Origin of the sequence: Salipiger sp. H15 (assembly GCF_040409955.1) — a bacterium.
In the GTDB taxonomy this organism is placed as follows: domain Bacteria; phylum Pseudomonadota; class Alphaproteobacteria; order Rhodobacterales; family Rhodobacteraceae; genus Salipiger.
Map to the genome: position 1 here is coordinate 1,968,726 of NZ_CP123384.1, position 22,037 is coordinate 1,990,762.

General features: G+C 68.2%; 25 protein-coding genes. 20 read left to right on the forward strand and 5 right to left on the reverse strand.

Annotated features, from left to right (window positions below; genetic code table 11):
* The first annotated feature begins 40 nt into the window (after positions 1–40).
* The 4 genes from PVT71_RS09645 (at position 41) to PVT71_RS09660 (ending at position 3,906) form a co-directional block, all read left to right on the forward strand.
* Complete coding sequence (locus tag PVT71_RS09645; protein ID WP_353471570.1) at positions 41–1,057, forward strand: TRAP transporter substrate-binding protein; 1,017 nt, start codon at positions 41–43, stop codon at positions 1,055–1,057.
* A gap of 79 nt (positions 1,058–1,136) precedes the next feature.
* Positions 1,137–1,721: a TRAP transporter small permease gene (locus PVT71_RS09650; protein WP_353471571.1), complete on the forward strand. Its 585-nt coding sequence runs from the start codon at positions 1,137–1,139 to the stop codon at positions 1,719–1,721.
* Positions 1,722–1,736: 15 nt separating this feature from the next.
* Positions 1,737–3,041 (forward strand): TRAP transporter large permease subunit, encoded by a 1,305-nt coding sequence (locus PVT71_RS09655; RefSeq protein ID WP_353471572.1) that lies wholly within the window; start codon positions 1,737–1,739, stop codon positions 3,039–3,041.
* Positions 3,042–3,099: 58 nt separating this feature from the next.
* Entirely contained in the window at positions 3,100–3,906 is an 807-nt protein-coding gene (locus PVT71_RS09660) for a DeoR/GlpR family DNA-binding transcription regulator (RefSeq protein ID WP_353471573.1), read from the forward strand.
* 60 nt (positions 3,907–3,966) lie between these two features.
* On the opposite strand, the gene PVT71_RS09665 is transcribed toward PVT71_RS09660, so the two are convergent.
* Entirely contained in the window at positions 3,967–4,326 is a 360-nt protein-coding gene (locus PVT71_RS09665) for a response regulator (RefSeq protein ID WP_353471574.1), read from the reverse strand.
* A gap of 355 nt (positions 4,327–4,681) precedes the next feature.
* Between PVT71_RS09665 and PVT71_RS09670 the strand changes: the two genes are divergently transcribed.
* The 10 genes from PVT71_RS09670 (at position 4,682) to PVT71_RS09715 (ending at position 13,736) form a co-directional block, all read left to right on the forward strand.
* On the forward strand, positions 4,682–5,155 hold the full coding sequence (locus PVT71_RS09670; RefSeq protein WP_353471575.1) for an acyl-CoA thioesterase: 474 nt from the start codon (positions 4,682–4,684) through the stop codon (positions 5,153–5,155).
* Between the two features lie 203 nt (positions 5,156–5,358).
* The gene (locus PVT71_RS09675; protein ID WP_353471576.1) at positions 5,359–7,101 is read left to right on the forward strand and encodes an Ldh family oxidoreductase; all 1,743 of its coding nucleotides are present in this window, start codon (positions 5,359–5,361) and stop codon (positions 7,099–7,101) included.
* A 38-nt stretch (positions 7,102–7,139) separates the two neighbouring features.
* Complete coding sequence (locus tag PVT71_RS09680) at positions 7,140–8,129, forward strand: sialic acid TRAP transporter substrate-binding protein SiaP (RefSeq protein WP_353471577.1); 990 nt, start codon at positions 7,140–7,142, stop codon at positions 8,127–8,129.
* 69 nt (positions 8,130–8,198) lie between these two features.
* Entirely contained in the window at positions 8,199–8,795 is a 597-nt protein-coding gene (locus PVT71_RS09685) for a TRAP transporter small permease (RefSeq protein ID WP_353471578.1), read from the forward strand.
* Positions 8,796–8,804: 9 nt separating this feature from the next.
* On the forward strand, positions 8,805–10,082 hold the full coding sequence (locus PVT71_RS09690; protein WP_353471580.1) for a TRAP transporter large permease: 1,278 nt from the start codon (positions 8,805–8,807) through the stop codon (positions 10,080–10,082).
* Between the two features lie 160 nt (positions 10,083–10,242).
* Entirely contained in the window at positions 10,243–10,578 is a 336-nt protein-coding gene (locus PVT71_RS09695; RefSeq protein ID WP_353471581.1) for an L-rhamnose mutarotase, read from the forward strand.
* Positions 10,571–10,918: a UxaA family hydrolase gene (locus tag PVT71_RS09700; protein WP_353471582.1), complete on the forward strand. Its 348-nt coding sequence runs from the start codon at positions 10,571–10,573 to the stop codon at positions 10,916–10,918. The genes PVT71_RS09695 and PVT71_RS09700 overlap by 8 nt, the downstream gene beginning before the upstream one ends.
* Positions 10,915–12,105 carry a UxaA family hydrolase gene (locus tag PVT71_RS09705; protein ID WP_353471583.1) on the forward strand — a complete coding sequence of 397 codons (1,191 nt, stop codon included), beginning with the start codon at positions 10,915–10,917 and terminating at the stop codon, positions 12,103–12,105. Before PVT71_RS09700 ends, PVT71_RS09705 begins: the two co-directional genes overlap by 4 nt.
* Before the next feature lie 23 nt (positions 12,106–12,128).
* A complete protein-coding gene (locus PVT71_RS09710; RefSeq protein WP_353471584.1) occupies positions 12,129–12,875 on the forward strand; it encodes an SDR family oxidoreductase in 747 nt (248 codons plus the stop codon).
* 21 nt (positions 12,876–12,896) lie between these two features.
* On the forward strand, positions 12,897–13,736 hold the full coding sequence (locus PVT71_RS09715) for a fumarylacetoacetate hydrolase family protein (protein WP_353471585.1): 840 nt from the start codon (positions 12,897–12,899) through the stop codon (positions 13,734–13,736).
* A 139-nt stretch (positions 13,737–13,875) separates the two neighbouring features.
* Here the strand turns inward: PVT71_RS09715 and PVT71_RS09720 are convergent, their stop codons facing one another.
* Positions 13,876–14,367: a CHAP domain-containing protein gene (locus PVT71_RS09720; protein ID WP_353473864.1), complete on the reverse strand. Its 492-nt coding sequence runs from the start codon at positions 14,365–14,367 to the stop codon at positions 13,876–13,878.
* Between the two features lie 287 nt (positions 14,368–14,654).
* Positions 14,655–15,188, reverse strand: a complete 534-nt coding sequence (locus PVT71_RS09725; protein WP_353471586.1) for a peptidoglycan-binding domain-containing protein — start codon at positions 15,186–15,188, stop codon at positions 14,655–14,657.
* 196 nt (positions 15,189–15,384) lie between these two features.
* Between PVT71_RS09725 and PVT71_RS09730 the strand changes: the two genes are divergently transcribed.
* The 6 genes from PVT71_RS09730 (at position 15,385) to PVT71_RS09755 (ending at position 20,984) form a co-directional block, all read left to right on the forward strand.
* A complete protein-coding gene (locus PVT71_RS09730) occupies positions 15,385–15,708 on the forward strand; it encodes a 2Fe-2S iron-sulfur cluster-binding protein (protein ID WP_353471587.1) in 324 nt (107 codons plus the stop codon).
* Between the two features lie 149 nt (positions 15,709–15,857).
* Positions 15,858–16,442, forward strand: coding sequence for a VCBS repeat-containing protein (locus tag PVT71_RS09735; protein WP_353471588.1), 585 nt, complete (start codon positions 15,858–15,860; stop codon positions 16,440–16,442).
* A gap of 127 nt (positions 16,443–16,569) precedes the next feature.
* A complete protein-coding gene (locus PVT71_RS09740) occupies positions 16,570–17,382 on the forward strand; it encodes a TIGR00282 family metallophosphoesterase (protein ID WP_353471589.1) in 813 nt (270 codons plus the stop codon).
* Positions 17,382–18,332, forward strand: coding sequence for a DMT family transporter (locus PVT71_RS09745; RefSeq protein ID WP_353471590.1), 951 nt, complete (start codon positions 17,382–17,384; stop codon positions 18,330–18,332). Before PVT71_RS09740 ends, PVT71_RS09745 begins: the two co-directional genes overlap by 1 nt.
* A 16-nt stretch (positions 18,333–18,348) precedes the next feature.
* Positions 18,349–20,127 carry an SLC13 family permease gene (locus PVT71_RS09750; RefSeq protein ID WP_353471591.1) on the forward strand — a complete coding sequence of 593 codons (1,779 nt, stop codon included), beginning with the start codon at positions 18,349–18,351 and terminating at the stop codon, positions 20,125–20,127.
* 116 nt (positions 20,128–20,243) lie between these two features.
* Positions 20,244–20,984 carry a YebC/PmpR family DNA-binding transcriptional regulator gene (locus tag PVT71_RS09755; RefSeq protein ID WP_353471592.1) on the forward strand — a complete coding sequence of 247 codons (741 nt, stop codon included), beginning with the start codon at positions 20,244–20,246 and terminating at the stop codon, positions 20,982–20,984.
* A 70-nt stretch (positions 20,985–21,054) separates the two neighbouring features.
* On the opposite strand, the gene PVT71_RS09760 is transcribed toward PVT71_RS09755, so the two are convergent.
* Both PVT71_RS09760 and PVT71_RS09765 read right to left on the reverse strand, forming a co-directional pair.
* Positions 21,055–21,342: an antibiotic biosynthesis monooxygenase family protein gene (locus tag PVT71_RS09760; protein ID WP_353471593.1), complete on the reverse strand. Its 288-nt coding sequence runs from the start codon at positions 21,340–21,342 to the stop codon at positions 21,055–21,057.
* Between the two features lie 34 nt (positions 21,343–21,376).
* Positions 21,377–21,991, reverse strand: coding sequence for a hypothetical protein (locus tag PVT71_RS09765; protein ID WP_353471594.1), 615 nt, complete (start codon positions 21,989–21,991; stop codon positions 21,377–21,379).
* Between the last annotated feature and the right edge of the window lie 46 nt (positions 21,992–22,037).

Genomic DNA, 22,037 nt, shown 5'->3' on the forward strand with positions numbered 1-22,037 from the left:
GCGCACCAGGCAGGATGAACGAAGCACAGGGAGCTTCATCATGACCTTCACCCGTCGCACCTTCATGCAGGCGGCCACCGCGACCGGGGCGCTTTCCGCCTTCGCGCGTCCCGCCCTTGCCAACATCCGCTGGGACATGGCGGACGAATACGGCGCGCAGGCGCTCTCCGGGAAGGCCTCGACCTTCTTCCTCTCCGAGCTGGAGAAGAAGGTGGGCGATGCGCTGACCATCACCTACCAGGGCGGCGGCGCGCTCGGCTACAAGTCCGTCGACCATTTCGACGCGGTGCAGGACGGGGCGGTGCAGGCTGCGGTCACGCTGGTCACGCAGCTCGGCGGGATCGACCCGTTCTTCAACCTCTCGTCGCTGCCCTTCATCGCCTCGACCCCGGAAGAGGCTTTCCTGCTCTGGCAGGCGGCGCGCGAGGAATACGCCAAAATCTTCGAGGACAACGGCATGGTGCTGCTCTGGGCGATGCCGAACCCGCCGTCGGGGATCAACGCGCCGCGCCCGATCACCTCGGTCGACGCGCTCAAGGACCTGCGCATCCGCACCTATGACGTGAACGGCACCGAGACCATGATGAACGCCGGCGCGGCGCCGCTGCAGGTCGCATGGTCGGACCTCATCCCGCAGCTCTCCACCGGCGGCATCGACGCGGTGCTGACCTCGGCGGATGGCGCGATGCAGCTGTCGCTGTGGGATTACGTGAGCGATTTCACAGAGATGAACTATGCCATGGGCCTGTTCATGTGCCACGTGAACAAGGACGAGTTCGACGCGCTGCCCGAAGAGGTGCAGGCCGCGATGCTGGAGATCGTCCCGGCCTGCGATGCCTACAACTGGGAGATCATGCGCGACTCGATCGACGCGGCCTATGCCAAGATGTCCGAGAACGGCATGAAGATCACCCTCGACGACGACGTCCCCGCCGAGGTCTTCGACTTCCTCAAGGCCGCCGGGGCCAAGGTCAAGGAGGGCTGGCTGGCCGAGACCGGCGACCGCGGCGCCGCGGTGCTGGCGAAGTTCGAGGAGCTGAAGGCGACCGCGGGCTGATCCCCGGCGGCACCTGATGTTGCCGGGCCTTCGCGCGAAGGCCCGGCGCGGCCCCCGCGGCAGAAAGGACATGGCTCAGATGACCGCAAAGACCCTCGAAGAGATTGCCGAGCTGGCAGCGCCCCCGCACCCGGCCCGGACCGACGATCCGGCATGGCTGCACGTGGTGGCGCGATGCTCCGCGCTGCTGAACCGCTGCGCGGCGGTGATCTCGGCCACGCTGCTCGTGCTGATGACCTCACTCATCCTGCTCGAGATCTGCCTGCGCTTCTTCTCGCGGTCCACCTACATGGCGGATGTGCTGGTGGGCTACGGCGTGGCGGCGATCACCTTCCTCGCGGCGCCCTGGGCGCTGCAGGAGGGGGCGATGATCCGCGTCACGGTGCTGACCGACCGGCTGAAGGGGCGGGCGCGCTGGCTGGCCGAGGCCTTCACCCTGCTTTCGGCGGGCGCCATCATGGGCTTCCTGCTGAACTACCAGTGGAAGACCGTCTCGAAACTCTTCTCGCGCGGCTCCACCAGCGAGCATTTCATCCCGATCCCGCTCTGGATCCCCGAGAGCTTCTTCCTGATCGGGCTGGCCCTCCTTCTTCTTCAGCTCGTCGTGCGGGCGCTGCGGTTGGTTGCCGTCGGCCATGCCGAAGAGCGCGCGCTGAACCTCTGAGCCGGGAGAGAGATCATGTCCGTCACATTTTCCGCCGCCATCGTCCTCGGCCTGCTCGGGCTCTTCCTCGGGGCAGGGGTCTGGATCTTCTCCGGCCTGATGCTGGTCGGCGCCTCGGCGATGTACCTCGTGCTCGACTTCAACGCCGCACGCATCGGCGCCATCGCCACCAAGGTCATCTCCTCCTCCGCCATTTCCTGGGAGCTGGCGGCGATCCCGATCTTCATGTGGATGGGCGACATCATCTTCCGCACCGACATCTCGCAGCGGCTGTTCCGCGGGCTCGCCCCGATGGTGGCGCGCATCCCCGGCGGGCTTTTGCACACCAACGTGCTCGGCTGCACGGTCTTCGCGGCGATCTCGGGCTCGTCGACGGCGACCACCGCCACCGTCGGCAAGATCACCATCCCCGAGCTGCAGGCGCGCGGCTACGACTTGCGGCTGGCCTCGGGCTCGCTGGCCGGGGCGGGATCCTTCGGCCTGCTGATCCCGCCCTCGATCGCGATGATCGTCTACGGCGTGCTGGCCGAGGTCTCGATCGCCAAGCTCTTCGCGGCGGGGGTCATCCCGGGACTGATGATGGCGGGGCTCTACGTCGGTTACATCGCGATCATGTCGATCCTCGACCCGTCGCGCGCCCCGAAATACGAGGGCGAGGTGAGCGCGGGCGCGCTGCTGCGCGGCGCGCTGGAGCTCGTGCCGATCATGCTGCTGATGGTCGTGGTGCTGGGCTCGATCTACTCGGGCATCGCCACCCCCTCCGAGGCGGCGGCGGTCGGCGTCTTCGGCGCCATCGTGATCACCGTGGTCACCGGGCAGTTCTCGCTGCAACTCATGCGCGACAGCCTCATGGCGACGATCCGCGTCTCGGCGATGATCCTCATGCTGATCGCGGCCTCGGCCTTCCTGTCGGCGGCCATCGCCTACATGCACCTGCCGACCAAGATCACCCAGGGCATCTCGGCGATGCAGCTCTCGCCCTACGGCGTGCTGCTGATCCTCGCCGCGCTCTACATCGTGCTCGGCATGTTCCTCGACGGCACCTCGATGACGGTGATGACCGTGCCGATCGCCGTGCCGCTGATCGTGCAGGCCGGGTTCGACCCGATCTGGTTCGGCATCTACCTCGTGATCATGATCGAGATGAGCGCGCTGACGCCGCCGGTGGGGCTCAACCTCTTCGTGCTGCAGGGGCTGACGCGACGTTCCATGGGAGAGACCGTGCGCGCCGCGGCACCATTTTTCCTGCTGCTGTGCCTCGGAACGGTGATTCTGGCGGTGTTTCCCCAGATCGTTCTTTGGTTGCCAAGCCGGTTGTGATGTGAAGAGAGAGGTCAACCATCCGTGATGATGAAGAATAGCGAGCAGGGAGAGCCCCTTGACTGACTTCGAGGACGCGTTGAGCGACGAGATGCTGCCCGCCGAACGGCGCCAGCACCTGATCGAATGGTTCCGGCAGAACCAGGCCGGCTCGGGGCAGGACCTTGCGCGCATGTTCGGCATCTCGGTCTCGACCATCCGCCGCGATCTCGACCTGCTCGCCAGCGAGGGGCTGGTCCGGCGCACCCATGGCGGCGCCGTGGCGATCCGCTCGCGGGCGACCTACGAGCCCTCGACCGACCTGTCGCAGCGCACCGCGGTCGAGGAAAAGCAGGCCATAGCGCGCGAGGCGCTGACCCTGATCGAGCCGCACCAGTCGCTGCTCATCGACACCGGCGCGGTGATCTGCCACCGGCTCGCCGACGAGATCGCGCAGCTCGAGATCCCGCTCACCGTGATCACCAACGACGTCTACGTCGCCAAGCAGCTGACCTACCGCGAGAACATCACGCTGATCGTGCCGGGGGGCGCCTGCCGCTACGGCTCGTTCAGCCTGCTCGGTGAGCCGGGGCTCAGCTTCCTGCGCAACATCCATTGCGACATCTTCTTCATGTCGGCGGCGGCCATCGACGAGACCGGCGTGTCGGAGACCCATCTCGAGCTGGGGCATTTGAAGCGCGCGATGATCGCCGCGGCAAGCGAGGTGGTGCTGCTGGCCGACAGCAGCCGCTTCATGTCCCGCGCGCTGCACCGGACCGTCCCGATCGAGGAGATCGACCGGATCATCACGGATTCCGGCCTGCTTGAGGAAGACCGCGCGAAGTTCCCGCCGCAGAAGCCGAAGTTCACCGTCCTCGAGGTCTGAGCGCGGCCACCCGCCGCGCGGGCGCGCCCGGAGCATTCGGCCCGGACACGCGGGCTTGCGTCACGCCGCGATGGCGTCGTCGATGGTCGAGAAGAACTCGCCGCGGGTGAAGGGCATGGTCAGGATGCCGCTCGCGCCGAGCCCCTTTGCCAGCAGCGTCGTCGCCACCCGCGCGTAGCGGTTCAGCACGACGATCGGCTGGCGCTTGTTCACCGCGCGCAGGTCGCGCAGGAAGACGAACCCGTCCTGGTCGGGCAGCTCTGGGTCGAGCATCACCAGGTCGTACAGGCCGCTTTCGATCAGCGGGCGGGCATCGTCCGCGGTCGCGGTCTGAAAGGCATCGTGGCCGCCCTCGGCAAGGATGCGGTCCAGAGCGCTGCGCTGGTCCTGGTCTGGAAGGATCAGAAGGATCCGGGCCATGAGGTCTCCTTTCGGGGCTTGTGTGCGAAGGTCCCCAAGGATGTCGGCGGAGCGGTTTTCGCTCAACCGAGTCATCCAGAGGTTTACGTAGCGTCCACGTGGATAAGCCGGGGGGAATGTGCGGGGTTACCGAAACACCCTCCGCGTTGCGCCTCGGCGAAGGTGGCAGGCAGCGGCGGCACGCCGGGCGGGCAGGGGGGCGATTCTGCCCATCCCCGGTCTCCCTCCGGCGCGGCGCGATGCAGGCCTGCCCCGCAGGCGGGAAATTCGGCGGCGCGGCGCAGAAAGCAGAGGCAGCCGCCGCGCCGCGCATGCTAGCGCTGGGGTCCACAGACAGGCACGAACGGAGCAAGCCATGGACCCCCGCCAACTCGAGATGACCGTGCTGATGACGCCCGACATGGCGAATTTCAGCGGCAAGGTGCACGGCGGTGCGCTGCTCAACCTGCTCGACCGCGTCGCCTTTTCCTGCGCCTCGCGGTTTTCCGGGCGCTACGCGGTGACGCTCTCGGTGGACCAGGTGACCTTCAAGCAGCCGATCAACGTGGGCGAGCTGGTGACCTTCCGCGCCAGCGTCAACCACGCCGGGCGCACCTCGATGGAGATCGGCATCCGCGTCGAGGCCGAGGACATCCGCAAGGGCACGCGGCGCCACACCAACTCGTGCTATTTCACCATGGTCGCGGTGGATGACGCGGGCCGCCCGGCAGAGGTGCCCGAGCTGGAGGTGACCTCCGAACTCGAGCGCAAGCGCCACCGCGCCGCGGCGATCCGCAAGAAGCTGCGCGTGCAGTTCGAGGAAGAGATGCGCAGGGCGGCCGAGGGCTGATCCGCCCGCGTCCCTGCGGGGACATGCCTCCCGAGCACCCCCCCAGAAAGCGCCCCGGACATCCCGGGGCGTTTCGCGTTTTCCGCCCGGCTTTCACGGGGTTGCGCCGCGCCGGGTGCGGCATCGTTTCCCCTGCGTTAGATCACAGTTGACGCAGGTTTGGTATACCATATACCGTTTTCCGGAGTGGAGGAGACAAGACCGTGGACGCACCAACCCTGCGCGAGCCCGCGCCGAAACTGTCCGACCGTGCCCGTGACGCGATCCGTGAACAGATCATCTCGGGCGATCTGCCCATGGGATCGGTGCTGCGCGAATCCGAACTGGCCGCGACCCTGGGCATGTCGAAGATCCCCGTGCGCGAGGCGCTGGTGCAGCTGGAATGCGAGGGCATGATCACCACCAGCCCGAACCGCAGCCCCAAGGTCTTCGAGATGTCCTCCGAGGACATCCGCAGCCTCGGCGAGCTGCGCGAGATGCTCGAGATCGAGGCGCTGCGCCTTGCCATCGCGCGCAGTGCCCTGCCGCTCGCGGCGCGGCTGCGCGAGATCACCGCGCAGATGGCCGCGGCGCTCTCGGGCCGCGATGCAGGCGACTACAAGCTGCTCGACAACAGCTTCCACCACGCGATCTTTGCCGAATGCGGCAACGTCTACCTGGAAAAGACGCACCACATGCTGTCCTTCCGCATCCAGGCGCTGCGCAACAAGCTGAGCCGCGAGCCGCAGCTCAACGAGCGTTCGCTGGCCGAGCACCAGCAGCTTTCCGAGCTGATCGCCGCCGGGGACGTGGCCGGGGCCGAGGCGCTGATGCGCAGCCATATCCGCGACACGACGCAGAACTACCTCGCGCAGGAAGGCACCGCCCCCGCCGCGCCGCGCCCGCCCGCGCGGGTGATGCAGGCCGCCATGGAACGCTTTGCCGAGGCGGCGATGACCGCGGCGGGCTGCGACGCGCCGACCCGCGCCGCGGTGATCCGCGCGCTCAGCCATGCCTCGTCGCTGGGGGTGGACACCCACGGCTACCGGCTGCTGCCGCATTACCTCGAGGGCTTCCAGAAGGGCCGGCTCAACCCGGCGCCGGAGCTGCGCTTCGTCACCGAAAGCACCGGGGCGGCGCTGCTCGACGGCAACGACGCCCATGGCGCCCGCGCCACCTATGCCGCCGTCGACAAGGCGATCGCCATGGCCCGCTCCGGTGGCTCGGGTGCCGTGGCGATCCGCGCCAGCTCGCATTTCGGCGCCGCCGGGGCCTATGCCAGGGCGATCGCAGACGAGGGGCTGCTGGGCTTCTGCTTCTGCAACTCCGACAGTTTCGTGCGCCTGCACGGCGGCGCCGCGAAGTTCCACGGCACCAACCCGATCTCGATGGCCGGTCCCGCGGGGCAGGGGCAGGAGCCCTGGCTCTTCGACATGGCGACGAGCGCGATCCCGTTCAACAAGGTGCAGCTCTCGCGCGCACTAGGGATCGAGCTGCCCGCCGACACCGCCTCGAATGGGCAGGGCGAGAACGTCACCGACCCGGCGCTGGCCGAGATGCTCGCCCCGCTCGGCGGCGAGTTCGGCTACAAGGGCGCGGGGCTCGCGGGGATCTCCGAGATCCTCAGCAGCGCGCTGCCCGGCGCCCCGCTCAGCTTCGAGCTGCCCGGCATGGTCACCGGCGACATGACCACCCCGCGCGGGCTCGGCGCCTTTGTCATGGCCTTCGATCCCGCCGCCTTTGCCGGGTTCGAGGTATTCACCGGCACGCTGCGCCGCTACCGTGACGCGATCCGCGCCTCGCGCGCCGCGCAGGGGGCCGAGGTCATGGCGGCAGGCGACCGCGAATGGGCGGAAGGCAAGCGCCGCGCGCTGCAGGGCATGACGCTCGACCAGACGGCCGTCGAGGCGCTGGCGCGCTTCGCGGAAGACAACGGCATCCCGCCATTGGAGGTGGTGGGAGGCTGAAACGATCCAGGAACTGGGACTTTAGGGAGGAGAACCAAATGACCCGCATCACCAAGACACTGGCATTCCTGACCACCGCATCGGTGGCGCTCGGGGCCGCGCTGCCCGCCTCGGCCGCGGCCGAGCGCGTGCTGAAGTTCGCGCATGTCTACGAGACCGCCGAGCCCTACCACACCTGCGCGGTGGCGGCGAATGACGCGCTCGTCGCGGCGACCGACAACCGCCTCGGCATCGAGGTCTTCCCGGCCTCGACGCTGGGCAAGGAGTCGGACATCAACGAGGGCCTGAGCCTCGGCACCGTCGACATCATCTACACCGGCCAGCTCTTTGCCGGGCGCTACTACGGCCCGCTCGCCATCGGCGGCGCGCCGTTCATGTTCCGCGACTTCGCGCACTGGGACGCCTACCGCACGTCCGATCTCTTCAACGAGCTGGCGCAGGGCTACGCGGATGCCACCGGCAACCACATCACCTCGCTCACCTACTACGGTCAGCGCCACGTGACCTCGAACAAGCCGATCCTCACCCCAGCCGACATGGACGGGCTGAAGATCCGCGTGCCGAACGCGCCGCTCTACATGATGTTCCCGAAAGCCACCGGCGCCAACCCGACGCCGATCGCCTTCGCCGAGGTCTACCTTGCGCTGCAGCAGGGCACCGTGGACGCGCAGGAGAACCCGCTGCCGACGATCCAGGCCAAGAAGTTCTACGAGGTGCAGTCCAACATCAACCTCACCGGCCACATCACCGACGCGCTGCTGACCATCGTCGGCGGCCCGACCTGGACCAGCCTCTCGGAAGAGGACCAGGCCGCGCTCGAGCAGGTGCTGGATGACACCGCAACCTGCGCCACCGCGCAGGTGATCGAGGCCGAAAACAACCTCAAGCAGTGGTTCATCGACGAGGGTGTCACGGTCAACGAGGTCGATCGCGGCCCGTTCATCGAGGCGGTGAAGGCGATGCACAACGGCGACATGGCGACCTGGGACCAGGCCACCTACGACCGCCTGCAGGCCCTCGGCCAGTAAGACCGTTCCCCGCGCCGGCGGGCGGCCCGTGCCGCCCCCGGCCCACCGACGCTCCTGCGAGGCGCTCCCATGTACGACGACAGCAAGACGGGACCGGCGGGCCCCAATTCCGCCCCAGAGGACTTTACCCTCGACATCTCCGACGAGGATTCGCAGGAGATCGACCTTTCCGATATCCGCCTGCAGGACGTGCTGGTGCTGGCCCTGTTCTGGGTGCTGGCCTTCGTGGTCTTCCTGCAGTTCTTCACCCGCTATGTGCTCAACGACTCCTTCGGCTGGACCGAGGAGATCGCCCGCTACCTGCTGATCGGCGTGACCTTCGCCGGCTCGGTCATGGCGGCGCGCAAGCACAGCCACATCGCGGTGGAGTTCCTCTACCGCTGGGTGCCGCGCCCGCTGCGCCGCGTCATGCAGACGGTGATCGACGTCATCACCACCGGCTTCTTCGCCACGCTCGCCTGGCTCTCGGGCCAGCTGGCCATGCGCACCGGCGGCATGATGGTCTCGATCGACGTGCCCAAGTCCTATGTCTACTGGTTCGTCGCCGTCTGCTTCGCCGGCATGGCGATCCACGCCGCGATCAACGCCGTGAAGCACCTGTCGAGCGGCACCAGCCGGCTCATCGACCCCGAAGCCCACGCGGATGAAACCCACGCCATCGACTAGGACCCGGACATGACCATCACGCTTCTCTTCGTCCTGCTCTTCGTGCTCATCCTCGTGGGCGTGCCGGTGGCCATCGCGCTGGCGGGGGCCTCGCTCGCCTTCATCCTGACGGGCACCGTGCCGCCGATGGTGGTGGCGCACCGCATGGTGAACGGGGTCGACAGCTTCCCGCTGCTCGCCGTGCCCTTCTTCATCCTTGCCGGCAACCTGATGAACACCGCCGGGATCACCGAGCGCATCTTCAACTTCGCGCTGGCCCTCGTCGGCTGGATGCGCGGCGGGCTCGGCCACGTGAACGTCGGCGCCTCGGTGATCTTCGCGGGCATGTCCGGCGCGGCCGTGGCCGACGCGGGCGGGCTCGGCGCCATCGAGATCAAGGCGATGCGCGACGCCGGCTACAAGACCGACTTCGCCGTCGGCATCACCGCGGCATCGTCGACCATCGGCCCGATCATCCCGCCCTCGCTGCCGATGGTGATCTACGGCGTGGTCGCCAGCGCCTCGATCGGCCAGCTCTTCGCCGCGGGCTTCATCCCCGGGCTCGTCATGGCCGTGGCGCTGATGCTGATGGTGGCCTATTTCGCCCGCCGCGACGGGTTCAAGCGCGACCAGCCCTTCGTGCTGAAGGTGCTCGGCATCAGCTTCAAGCGCGCCTTCCTGTCGCTGCTGACCCCGGTGATCATCGTCGGCGGCATCCTCACCGGCGCCTTCACCCCGACCGAGGCCGCGGTGGCCGCCTGCGCCTACGCGATCTTCCTCGGGGCGGTGGTCTACCGCACGCTCACCCTGCGCCGCCTGATCCGCGTCAGCTACGACACGATCGAGACCACGGCCGTGGTGCTGCTGGTGGTGGGTGCGGCGTCGATCTTCGCCTGGATCCTCACCTCGAACCGGGTGCCCGAGATGGCGGCGAACCTGCTGCTCGGCGCGTCGGACAACCCGGTGGTGATCCTGCTGCTGATCAACCTCATCCTGCTCATCGTCGGCTGCTTCATGGAGACGGTGGCGGCGATCACCATCCTCGTGCCGGTGCTGCTGCCGGTGGCGGTGCAGCTGGGCGTCGACCCGGTGCACTTCGGGGTGATCGTGGTGCTGAACCTGATGATCGGCCTGCTGACGCCGCCGGTGGGGATGGTGCTCTACGTGCTGAGCCGCGTCGCCAACATCCCCTTCGAGCGCGCGCTCGCGGGCACGGCGCCCTTCCTGATCCCGCTGGCGCTGGTGCTGCTGCTGGTGACCTTCGTGCCGGGTATCACCATGTGGCTGCCGACGCTGATCTACCGCTGAAACCGCGCGGCGCGCCGCCCTCGGGCCGGCGCGCCGCCTCCCTCCCGCGTTGACAGGCAGACGGGCTGACGTTTAGATATGAATGAAACATCCGGATATGAATATTGCCTGCGCCGCAGGATCCGGACCGCGCCACAGCCCGCAATGCCGAGGACCTGACATGAGTGCCCAACGCCACGGCCAGATCATCGCCGTCGATGCCGAAGGGATCGCCGAGTACAAGCGCCTGCACGCCGCCGTCTGGCCGCAGGTGCTCGAGATGATTTCCGCCTGCAACATCCGCAATTACTCGATCTTCCTGAAGGAGCCCGAGAACCTGCTCTTTGCCTATTTCGAGTATGTCGGAAATGACTTCGCGGCGGACATGGCGAAGATGGCGGCCGACCCGGTGACGCAGGAGTGGTGGTCGCATAACATGCCGCTGCAGCGCCCGCTCGAGACCCGGGCCGAGGGCGAATGGTGGGCCGAGGCCGAGGAGGTCTTCCATCATGACTGAGCCCGCCCCGAAGACCCGCAGCGCCATGATCGGCCCCTTCCTGCTGCTGAGCCCGCAGGACAACGTGCTCGTCGCCCGCGCCAACGCGCCCGAGGGCACCGGGGTGCCGCTCGAAGGCGGGGCGGTGACGCTCTCCCGCCTGATCCCGCTGGCCCACAAGATCGCCCGGCACGACATTGCCGCGGGCGACCGCATCCTGAAATACGGCATGCCCATCGGCATCGCGACCGAGCCGATCCCGGCAGGCGCGCATGTGCACGTTCACAACATCCGCTCGGCCTACACGCCCACCCACATGCTGCAGGACGCCGACGGCCTGTCGGCGGCGGTGGCGCAATGAAGGGCTGGCTGCGGCAGGACGGGCGAAAGGGCATTCGCAACACGGTGGTCGTCGCCTACCTCGTGGAATGCGCGCATTTCGTCGCCTCGAAGATCGTTTCCGGGTTTCCCGAAGAAGACGTGCAGCTGATCGGCTTCCCCGGCTGCTACCCCAATGACTACGCCGCGCGGATGATGGACCGGCTCTGCACCCATCCCAACGTCGGCGCGGTGCTCTTCGTCAGCCTCGGCTGCGAGAGCTTCGACAAGGTGCGCGCCTCCGAGGCCGTCTCGGCCTCGGGCCGGCCGGTGAAGACGCTGGTGATCCAGAAGGCGGGGGGAACCGCCTCGACCGTGCAGCTCGGCCGCGACTGGGTGCGCGGCGCGCTGGCCGAGGTCGCCTCGGTCCCGCGCGTTGCCATGGGCGTGGACGAGCTGGTCATCGGCACGGTCTGCGGCGGCTCCGACGGCACCTCGGGCATCTCCGGCAACCCGGCGGCGGGCAAGGCCTTCGACCTGCTGGTGGGGGAGGGGGCCGCCTGCATCTTCGAGGAGACCGGCGAGCTCATCGGCTGCGAGGAGATCATGGCCGAGCGCGCCGTGACCCCCGAGCTTGGCGACCTGCTGCGCCAGAGCGTTCAGAAGGCCGAGCGCTACTACGCGACGCTCGGCTACGGCAGCTTTGCCGCGGGCAACGCCGCGGGCGGGCTCTCGACCATCGAGGAAAAAAGCCTTGGCGCCTATGTCAAATCCGGCGACAGCCCGATCTCGGGCCTGATCAAGCCCGGCGACGTGCCGCCGCGCGGCGGGCTCTACCTGATGGACGTGGTGCCCGACGGCGACGTGCGCTTCGGCTTCCCGAACATTTCGGACAATGCCGAAATCGTCGAGATGATCGCCAGCGGCGCGCATCTGTCGCTCTTTGTCACCGGGCGCGGCTCGGTGGTCGGATCCGCCATTTCTCCGGTCATCAAGATCTGCGCCAACCCCGATACCTACCGGAATCTGTCCGAGGACATGGACGTGAACGCCGGGGACATCATAGAAGGGACGCGCAGCATCGAGGAGGTCGGCCGCGAGATCCGCGATCTCGTGGTCGCTGTGGCGGGCGGCGCGCAAACCAAGTCCGAAGCCCTGGGGCACCGGGAGTTCATCCTGACCTACAAGAGCTTCGAGCCCATTGGCCCGGCCTGTCTGCCGGCCGCATGATGCAGGATGCACAAGGAGGAAGAATGAACCTTCAACAAAGACTTGCCGGGAAGAGGGCGGTCATCACCGCCGCCGGGCAGGGGATCGGCCGCGCTACGGCCGAACGTTTCGCCGCCGAGGGCGCCGAGGTCATCGCCACCGACATCAACGAGGCGGCGCTGGCCGAGCTTGACGGGATCGCGGGCATCACCGCGAAGAAGCTCGACGTGCTCGATGGCGAGGCGATCAAGGCCTTCGCCGCCGAGACCGGCACCATCGACGTGCTCTTCAACTGCGCGGGCGTCGTGCACGCGGGCACGCTTCTCGACGCGACCGAGGAGCAGTGGGACTTCGCCTTCAACCTCAACGCCAAGGCGCAGTTCCGCATGATCCGCGCCTTCCTTCCGGCCATGCTCGAGAACGGCGGCGGCTCGATCATCAACATGTCCTCGGTCGCGGGCCCGATCACCGGCCCGGTCAACCGGCTGGTCTACTCGGCCTCGAAGGCCGCCGTGGTGGGGCTCACCAAGGGCGTCGCCGCCGATTACGTGACCCAGGGCATCCGCTGCAACGCCATCTGCCCGGGCACGGTCGACAGCCCCTCGCTGCACCAGCGCCTGCGCGACACCGGCGATTACGAGGGCGCGCTCAAGGCCTTCATCGGCCGCCAGCCGATGGGCCGGGTCGGCGACCCGAACGAGGTGGCCGCGCTGGTCGCCTACCTCGCCTCCGACGAATCCGGTTTCACCACCGGTCAGGCCCATGTCATCGACGGCGGCTGGACCACCTAGGACTTCAAGAAGGAACTCCCCATGAAACTCGCACGTTACGGCGCACGCGGCGCCGAGAAACCCGCAATGATTGACGCCGATGGCAAGCTGCGCGACCTGTCGGGCCACGTGGCCGACATCGCCGGCGACATGCTCGCGGACCTCGACAGGCTGAAGTCGATCGACCCGGCCTCGCTGCCGCTGGTCGAGGGCGAGCAGCGCTACGGCGCCTGCGTCGGCGGCACCCGCAAGTTCATCTGCATCGGCCTCAACTACGCCGACCACGCCGCCGAGAGCGGCATGGCCGTGCCGCCCGAGCCGGTGATCTTCGCCAAGTTCACCTCGGCGATCTGCGGCCCGAACGATCCGATCATCATCCCCCGCAACTCGGTCAAGACCGACTGGGAGGTCGAGCTCGGCTTCGTCATCGGCAAGACCGCGAAATACGTCAAGGAAGAGGACGCGATGGATCACGTCGCGGGCTTCTGCCTGATCAACGACGTCTCCGAGCGGGAATTCCAGGCCGAGCGCGCCGGCCAGTGGGTGAAGGGCAAGTCCTCGGACAACTTCGGCCCGACCGGCCCCTGGCTGGTGACCCCGGACGAGGTCGGCGATTTCGACAACCTCGGCATGTGGCTCGAGGTGAACGGCGAGCGCGTGCAGAACGGCTCGACCGCCACCATGGTCTACCGCGTGCCCTTCCTCGTCTCCTACCTGTCGCAGTTCTTCACCCTCGAGCCCGGCGACATCATCTCGACCGGCACGCCTCCGGGCGTCGGCCTCGGCTTCAAGCCGCCGCGCTATCTCAAGGCGGGCGACAAGGTCGAGCTCGGCATCGACGGGCTCGGCACCCAGAGCCAGGTCTGCGTCGCCGACGACTGACCGGCGCTCAGGGGCGCGGCGCCTGCGGCGCGCCCTTCACCGGCATCCCGATCAGGCAAAAACAAAGCAGCGCGGCCAGAAGGTCCGCGCTGTTCGTCATTTCGGGATTTCGGAATTTCGGGAAGAGCCGAAACAGGGCTCAGCGCAGCCGGGTCGGGTAGATGAAGCCGTTCACCGGGTAGGTGCTGCCGAAGGTGCCGGGGTTGCTCTCGACGCGCACCTCGGACCAGTCGTTGGAGGCGGAGACATCGACCACCGCCATCTTCAGCGAGATCTCGTTGCGGCGCCAGTTGGCGTGATCGACCAGCACCTCGCGCGGCGAGACCACGTCCGAGACCACCGCCACGTGGCCCATCGGCATCGCGCGCGTCTTGCTGAAGGCCATGACCGAGCCGATCTCCGGCTCCTTGCCGCGGGCGTAGAGGTCCTTGGCCTGGCCCCACCAGGTCTCGGCATTGCCGCGGATGTCGATGCCGCTGAGATTGCGGGCGAAAGGCACGCACCAGACGCGCTGGCCGCGGGACTGCAGCGCTTCGGCTTCGCGCAGCGCCAGCTCCTGGCGGCCCTCGTCGAGGCCGAGATCGGACAGGGTCTGCATCTCCGGGACGGGACGCGAGCAGGCGGCGGTCATCAGCAGGATTGCACAAATAATCGGCAATCCGCACTTCCGTGCGGCGTCGCGGTTCACGCTCATCTTGTCCCTCGGTGTTGTCACTGCTCTTTGCCGCTTTTCTCGCGGCTGGTCGGCATCACAATGCAAAGATGAGTAAAAACCTCAAAGCGAAGAAAATTCGACATTTCGGGAACCGGCGAAAATCCGCCGAAAATCGCGCGCCAAATTTAACGAAATTACGATGTTCTCTGGATGTTCTGCCCAGATTTTGTGCATGAGATGAGGGGTGCCCCGCAACCCCTTGTTCAGATGCCCGAATCCTCGATCTCGGAAAGGTCCACGGCGACCAGCCCCAGCGCCTTCGCCGTCTCGAGCGAGAGCTGGCCGCTGTCGAGCCCGCGCGCCGACTGGTAGCGGCGGATCGCGGCGCGCGTCGGCGCGTCCATCTCGCCGCTCGCCGCGCCGGCGAACTCGCCGCGCGCCGCCAATGCCCGCTGAACCGAGGCGATGAACTCCGGCGTCATCTGCGCCGGGCAGGGCGCCTCGAAGCGCAGCTCGCCGCGCGGGCGGACGAGCTTCGGCACCTGCGTGCGGCGGTAGATCGGTGCGCGCAGCACCGTGCCGTCCTCGGCGATCTCGGCCTGCACCACCAGCACCTCGCCCGCCACCTGCTCGTAGATCGCCGGCACGTGCTCGCGCGCCCAGCAGCTGCCGTCCGCCGCCCTCTCGGTGGGCAGCGGCGCCTCCTCGTCGGCGGTCTGCGGCGCGGTGCAGGCGGCCAACAGCGCCAGCAGCACCGGCAGGCAAACCGCACGTCGGCGGGGCAGGGTGGGGGACATGTCTCGGGCCTCGTGCGGTCTTTTGCGGCGGAGCCTAGCAACAGCCGCCGCGGCGCGAAAGGCGGCGGCGGGCGCCCGCCCGGCAAGCGCGGCACGGATCACACGCATTTCGGCGCGGCAGCCCTGCGCTGACCTCTGGACCCGCCCCCATGACGAAGGCTACAACGCGCCCTGACGAATGATGGAGACAAGGCCGATGGCGAAGATCACCTATATCGAGTTTGGCGGCACCGAGCATGTCGTGGAGGTTCCGAACGGCCTGACCGTGATGGAAGGCGCGCGCGACAACAACATCCCCGGCATCGAGGCCGATTGCGGCGGCGCCTGCGCCTGCTCGACCTGCCATGTCTACGTGCACCCCGACTGGATCGAGAAGCTGCCGCCGAAGGACGACATGGAAGAGGACATGCTCGACTTCGCCTTCCAGCCCGATCCCGACCGCTCGCGCCTGACCTGCCAGCTCAAGGTGACCGACGCGCTCGACGGCCTCGTCGTGCAGATGCCGGAAAAGCAGATCTGAGGCGCACGCCTGCCTCCCGGCGCGGCCCCGACCGCGCCCCGCGCGCGGCGCTGGCCCTCGGGCTGGCGCTGAGCCTTCTCCCCGGCGCGCCGCGCGCCGAGGAGCCCTCCGCCCGCTACGCCGAGCCCACGACGCGCTACGATCACGGCGTGCTCGGTGACGCGGTGGAATGGGGTGCGCTGCGGATCGAGGGACCCGGAGGCGGCGCCCTGATCCGGCTTCCCGAGACCCGCGTCTTCGAGGACATCGCGCCGCGCCTGCTCGCGCTCCCCGGCGGCGGCTTCGCCGCGCTGGTGGTCGAGAGCGACCTCGCGCAAGGTGCCCGGCTGGCGCTCTACACCCAAAAGGGCCTTCTGGCCGCGACCCCGTTCATCGGCCAGCCGAACCGCTGGCTGGCGCCGCTCGGCGGCGCCGACCTCGACGGTGACGGCGCGCTGGAGCTGGCCTATGTCGACCGCCCGCACCTCGCCAAGACCCTGCGCGTCGTGCGCTACCGCCAGGGCGATCCGCTGCTGCGCGAGGTCGCGGCGCAGCCCGGCCTCACCAATCACCGCATCGGCTGGGACTTCATCGCGGGCGGGCTCCGGGACTGCGGCGCGGGGCCGGAGATGGTGCTGGCCGACGGCGATTTCTCCCGCCTCGTCGCGGCGCGGCTCGACGGCACGCGCCTCGCGCTGCGCGATCTCGGCCCCTGGTCGCAGCCGCGCTCCGAGGCGGCGCTGCGCTGCCGGTAGCGGCAGGGACCGCCGTCCGCCCCTTCTTCTCTTTCCAAATACGCCCGGCGGAGCCGTGCCGCCCGCGCAACTTGCGGCAAGCGAAAGGGGCTTTGCTTTCCCGCTCGTGGCGCGTACCCATGCTCACATGAGAACACTCTTTCTTGGGGACGTGATGGGCCGCGCCGGGCGGGCCGCCATCGCCGAGACCCTTCCCCGCCTGCGCGAAGACTGGAAACTCGATTTCGTCGTGGTCAACGGCGAGAACGCCTCGAGCGGCACCGGGCTCACCGGCGCCCACGCGAAGCTGATTCTCGAGGCCGGGGCCGACGTTGTGACGCTGGGCGACCATGCCTTCGACCAGAAGGAGATGCTCACCTACATCGAGAGCGAGCCGCGCATCATCCGCCCGCTGAACTATGCCAAGCAGGCGCCGGGGCGCGGCGCCGCGCTCTACACCGACCGGCGCGGCCGCAAGGTGCTGGTGCTGCAGGTGCTGGGGCAGGTCTTCATGAAACGCGCCTTCGCCGATCCCTTCTCGGCGGTGGACGAGGTGCTGCGGCGCCACCCGCTCGGCGGGCAGGCGCAGATGATCCTCGTCGACGTGCATTGCGAGGCGACCTCGGAAAAGATGGGCATGGGCCACTTCTGCGACGGGCGCGCCAGCCTCGTCGTCGGCACCCATACCCACGTGCCGACCGGCGACGCGCAGATCCTGCCGGGCGGCACCGGCTACCTGACCGACGCGGGCATGTGCGGCGACTACAACTCGGTGATCGGCATGGACAAGGCCGAGCCGATGCGCCGCTTCGTCACCGGCATGGGCAAGACCCGGTTCCAGCCGGCGCTCGGCGAGGCGACGCTGTCGGGCGTGCTGGTCGAGACCGATGACCGCACCGGCAAGGCCGTCTCGGTGCGCATGGTGCGTCAGGGCGGGCGGCTGGAGCAGGCCGGGCCCTGATGATGCGCCGGGCCTGGCCCTTTCTTGCGCTGATCGGTGTCGGGGCGCTCTGGGGGGCGGGACAGCCCCTGGCCAAGATCGCCGTTTCCGAGGGCTATCGCCACGTCGGCATCCTGTTCTGGCAACTCGCGCTCGGCGCGCTGCTGCTCGGCACGGTGACGCTGCTGCGCGGGCGCAGCCTGCGCTTTGCCCGGGCTGACCTGCCGCTGCTGCTCTTCGTGGCGCTGGCGGGAACGGTGCTGCCCGGCATCTCCTCCTACACCGCCGCCGTGCACCTGCCCTCGGGGCTGATCTCGATCCTGCTCTCCGCGGTGCCGATGTTCACCTTCCCGCTGGCGCTGGCGCTCGGCAACGACCGCTTCTCGTGGCGCCGGGTCGCGGGGCTCTCGCTGGGGCTCGGGGCGGTGGCGCTGCTGGTGCTGCCCGAGACGAGCCTGCCCGAGCCCGGCATGGCGCGCTGGATCCCTGTGGCGCTGATCTCCTCGGTCTTCTACGCGCTCGAGGGCAACGTGGTCGGGCGCTGGGGCACGCGCGGGCTCGACCCGGTGAAACTGCTGGCCGGGGCCTCGGCGCTGGGGGCGATGATCGCCCTGCCGGCGGCGCTGCTCACCGGCCAGTTCATCGACCCGCGCCTGCCCTGGAGCGCGCCGGACTTCGCGATCATGGCGGGCTCGGCGATCCACGCGCTGGCCTACTCGGGCTACGTGGCGGTGGTCGCGGCCTCGGGCGCGGTCTTCGCGGTGCAGGTCAGTTATCTGGTAACGCTTTTCGGGCTTCTCTGGGCGATGCTCGTGCTCGGCGAGAGCTATACGGGGGCGATCTGGGGGGCGCTGCTCATGATGTTGGCAGGTATGGCGCTGGTGCAGCCGCGCCCGCGCCGGTTTCTTGTAAGCGCCGATCCTTGCGTTATGAATGGGTCCGGGCGCGACGTGACAGGCAAAGTGACGTGACAGGCAAAGTGAAGGCATGAATTTTCTCGATCTGAGCCAGACCGCGCAGGCCTGGGTAACGATTGCCACGGTGCTGGCGATGTTTGTCCTCTTCATCCGCGAGACCTATCCGACCGAGGTCGTGGCCATAGGCGGCACCGCCGTCCTGCTGGCGCTCGGCGTTCTGCCCTACCAGGACGCGCTCGCGGTGCTGTCGAACCCGGCGCCCTGGACCATCGCGGCGATGTTCGTGGTGATGGGGGCGCTGGTGCGCACCGGCGCGCTCGACACCTTCGCCACCTATGCGCAGGCGCAGGTCCAGCGGCGGCCGAAGAAGGCGATGGCGGTCATCATGGGCGTGGTGATCCTCGCCTCGGCCTTCATGAACAACACGCCGGTGGTGGTTCTGATGCTGCCGGTCTTCGTGCAGATCTCGAAATCGCTCGGGGTGCAGCCCTCCAAGCTGCTGATCCCGCTGAGCTACGCGGCGATCCTCGGCGGCACCACCACGCTCATCGGCACCTCGACCAACCTGCTGGTGGACGGCGTGGCGCGGGCGCAGGGGCTCGAGGCCTTCACCATCTTCGAGGTGACGCCGCTGGCGGTCATCCTCGTGGCCTGGGGGATGCTCTACCTGACGCTGGTGGGGCGCTTCCTGCTGCCCGACCGGCATTCCATGGCGGGGATGCTCTCGGACCGCTCGCGCATGAAGTTCTTCACCGAGGCGGTGATCCCGCCGGATTCGGACCTCATCGGCCGCGAGGTGCTGGGCGTGCAGCTGTTCAAGCGCGAGGGCGTGCGGCTGGTCGACGTGGTGCGCGGCGATGAATCGCTGCGCCGCAACCTCGAGGGCGTGACGCTGCAGGTCGGCGACCGCGTGGTCCTGCGCACCCAGATGACTGAACTGCTGTCGCTCCAGCGCAACAAGTCGCTGAAGCGCGTCGACCAGGTCTCGGCCAAGGAGACCACCACGGTCGAGGTGCTGATCTCGCCCGGCTGCAAGATGGTCGGCCGCAGCCTCGGCGGGCTGCGCCTGCGCCGCCGCTTCGGGGTCTACCCGCTGGCGGTGCACCGCCGGAACCAGAACATCGGCCGCAAGATCGACGAGCTCGTCGTGCGCGTCGGTGACACGCTGCTGCTGGAAGGCGCGCCCGAGGACATCAAGCGCCTTGCCGAGGAAATGGCGCTGGTCGACGTCTCGCGCCCCTCGGCCCGGGCCTTCCGCCGTGGCCACGCGCCGGTGGCGATCGGCGCCATGGCCGGGATCGTGCTGCTGGCCGCGCTCGGCGTCGCGCCGATCCTCGCGCTCGCGGTGATCGCCGTGGCGGTGGTGCTCTTCACCCGCTGCATCGACAGCGAGGAGGCCTTCTCCTTCGTCGAGGGCCAGCTGCTGGCGCTGATCTTCGCCATGCTCGCCATCGGCGCGGCGCTGGAAAGCTCGGGGGCGGTGCAGCTCATCGTCAGCGCCGTCGCGCCGCTGCTGGAATCGCTGCCGGGGCCGCTGCTGGTCTGGGCGGTGTTCCTGATGACCTCGATCCTGACCGAGGCGGTGAGCAACAACGCCGTCGCCGTCGTGGTCACCCCGATCGCCATCGGGCTTGCGCATCACCTCGGCATCGACGCGCGCCCGCTGGTGGTCGCGGTGATGGTGGCGGCCTCCTGCAGCTTCGCCACGCCGATCGGCTACCAGACCAACACGCTGGTCTACGGGCCGGGCGGCTACCGCTTCTCCGACTTCCTGAAGATCGGGGTGCCGCTCAACCTGTCGATGGGCATTCTCGCCGCGGCGCTGATCCCGCTCTTCTTCCCGCTCTGACCCGCGCGCCCGGATCCCTTGGAATCAGGGGCTCCGGGCTTGCGGGGGCGGGGGGCTGTGCGGTATGAGACCGCGATAATCCACATTCACTACTCAGACGAGGCAAGAGGTCCCCCATGGCCGGCCATTCCAAATGGGCAAACATCCAGCACCGCAAGGGCCGTCAGGACGCGGTGCGCGCCAAGCTCTTCTCGAAGTTCTCGAAGGAGATCACCGTCGCCGCCAAGATGGGCGACCCCGATCCCGACAAGAACCCGCGCCTGCGCCTTGCGATCAAGGAAGCCAAGTCGCAGTCCATGCCCAAGGACAACATCGAGCGCGCCATCAAGAAGGCGACCGGTGGCGAGGGCGATGATTACGAGGAAATCCGCTACGAGGGCTACGGCCCGAACGGCGTGGCGGTGATCGTCGAGGCGATGACCGACAACCGCAACCGCACCGCGTCGAACGTGCGCTCGACCTTCACCAAGAACGGCGGCAACCTCGGCGAGACCGGTTCGGTCGGCTTCATGTTCGACCGCATGGGCGAGATCGTCTACCCCGCCTCGGTCGGCGATGCCGACACGGTGATGATGGCGGCGATCGAAGCCGGTGCCGATGACGTGGAAAGCTCGCCCGAGAGCCACGTGATCTACTGCGCCGACACCGACCTGAACGACGTCGCCACCGCGCTCGAAGCCGAGCTGGGCGAGTCGGACTCGACCAAGCTCGTCTGGAAGCCGCAGACCACCACCGAGCTCGACCTCGAGGGCATGCAGTCCCTGATGAAGCTCGTGGATGCGCTGGAAGACGACGACGACGTGCAGCGCGTCACCACCAACTTCGAGGCGTCCGACGAGGTCATGGCGCAGCTCTGAGCCGCGTCACTCACCGGACTGCCGAAAGGGGCGGGAGGCAACTCCCGCCCCTTTTCCGTGCCGCGCCGGACTAGCGCGGGGTGTAGTGGCGCATCTCCTCGATCATCCCGAGGTAGGGCCGGATGTGGCCGAAGAACTCGCGGAACTCTTCGCTGCCCCGGAACTTCTCCATGTGATCCTCGGCCGAGGTCCAGAGGATGCGCAGGATGAACTGCGCCGGGTCCTCGTCGCACTGGCAGATCTCGAACTCGAGCGCGTAGGGCGAGCGCAGCAGCGGCGCGCGGGCGGCGGCATAGTCGCGCAGGAAGGCCTCCTGCTGGTCCGCCGGGACGCTGTAGCGGATGTACTCGACGGTCATGGCCGCACCTGCCTGCGCGCTGGGAAAGGGGGCGTCAGACGCGGGTGATCGCCAGCTCGACGATCCCCGGCACCGTGCCGGAATAGGTCGCGGTCAGCGCAAGGTCGAGATCGCCCAGCGTGATGTGCTGGTGCTGCGCCCGGCGCGAGCCACCGCGGTCCTCGAGCTTCTCGCCGATCCGCAGCACGAACTCGTCGCCGTCATGGGCCATGCCGTCGAGCGCCGCCTTGGGCATCACCCCCGAATAGAGCTCGACCCGGTCCGAGGTCGCCTTGGGGCTGGCGCCGAAGACGATGAAAAAGGCGCTGAGCATCCCGGCGGTCTCGTCGCGGAAGTCATGGCGGAACCCGAGCGAGGCCCCGACGCCGCCCTTCGGATTCTCGACCGTGGCGCCCACGGCCTGGAACCGGGCGATCCCCTCGGGCGGCAGCGCGTCCTCGAGCCAGGCCCCGGCATGCAGCGCGTTGCCCATCAGATGCCAGTCCAGTTCGGTGTCGTTGGCGATGACGAACTCGACCTGCAGAGCCGGTGCCGGATGCTGCCGCGCGCCGAGATCGACCCGCATCGCCTCGAAGGCGCCGAGGATGTCATGGGCTGCAATAGGGGTCGTGTGCGGCGGAGTCGCCGCCGGGGTGGCAGTACCTGCCATGACTATGTCTCCTGAAAAATGGACTTGTAAAAAAGGTAAGGACAGT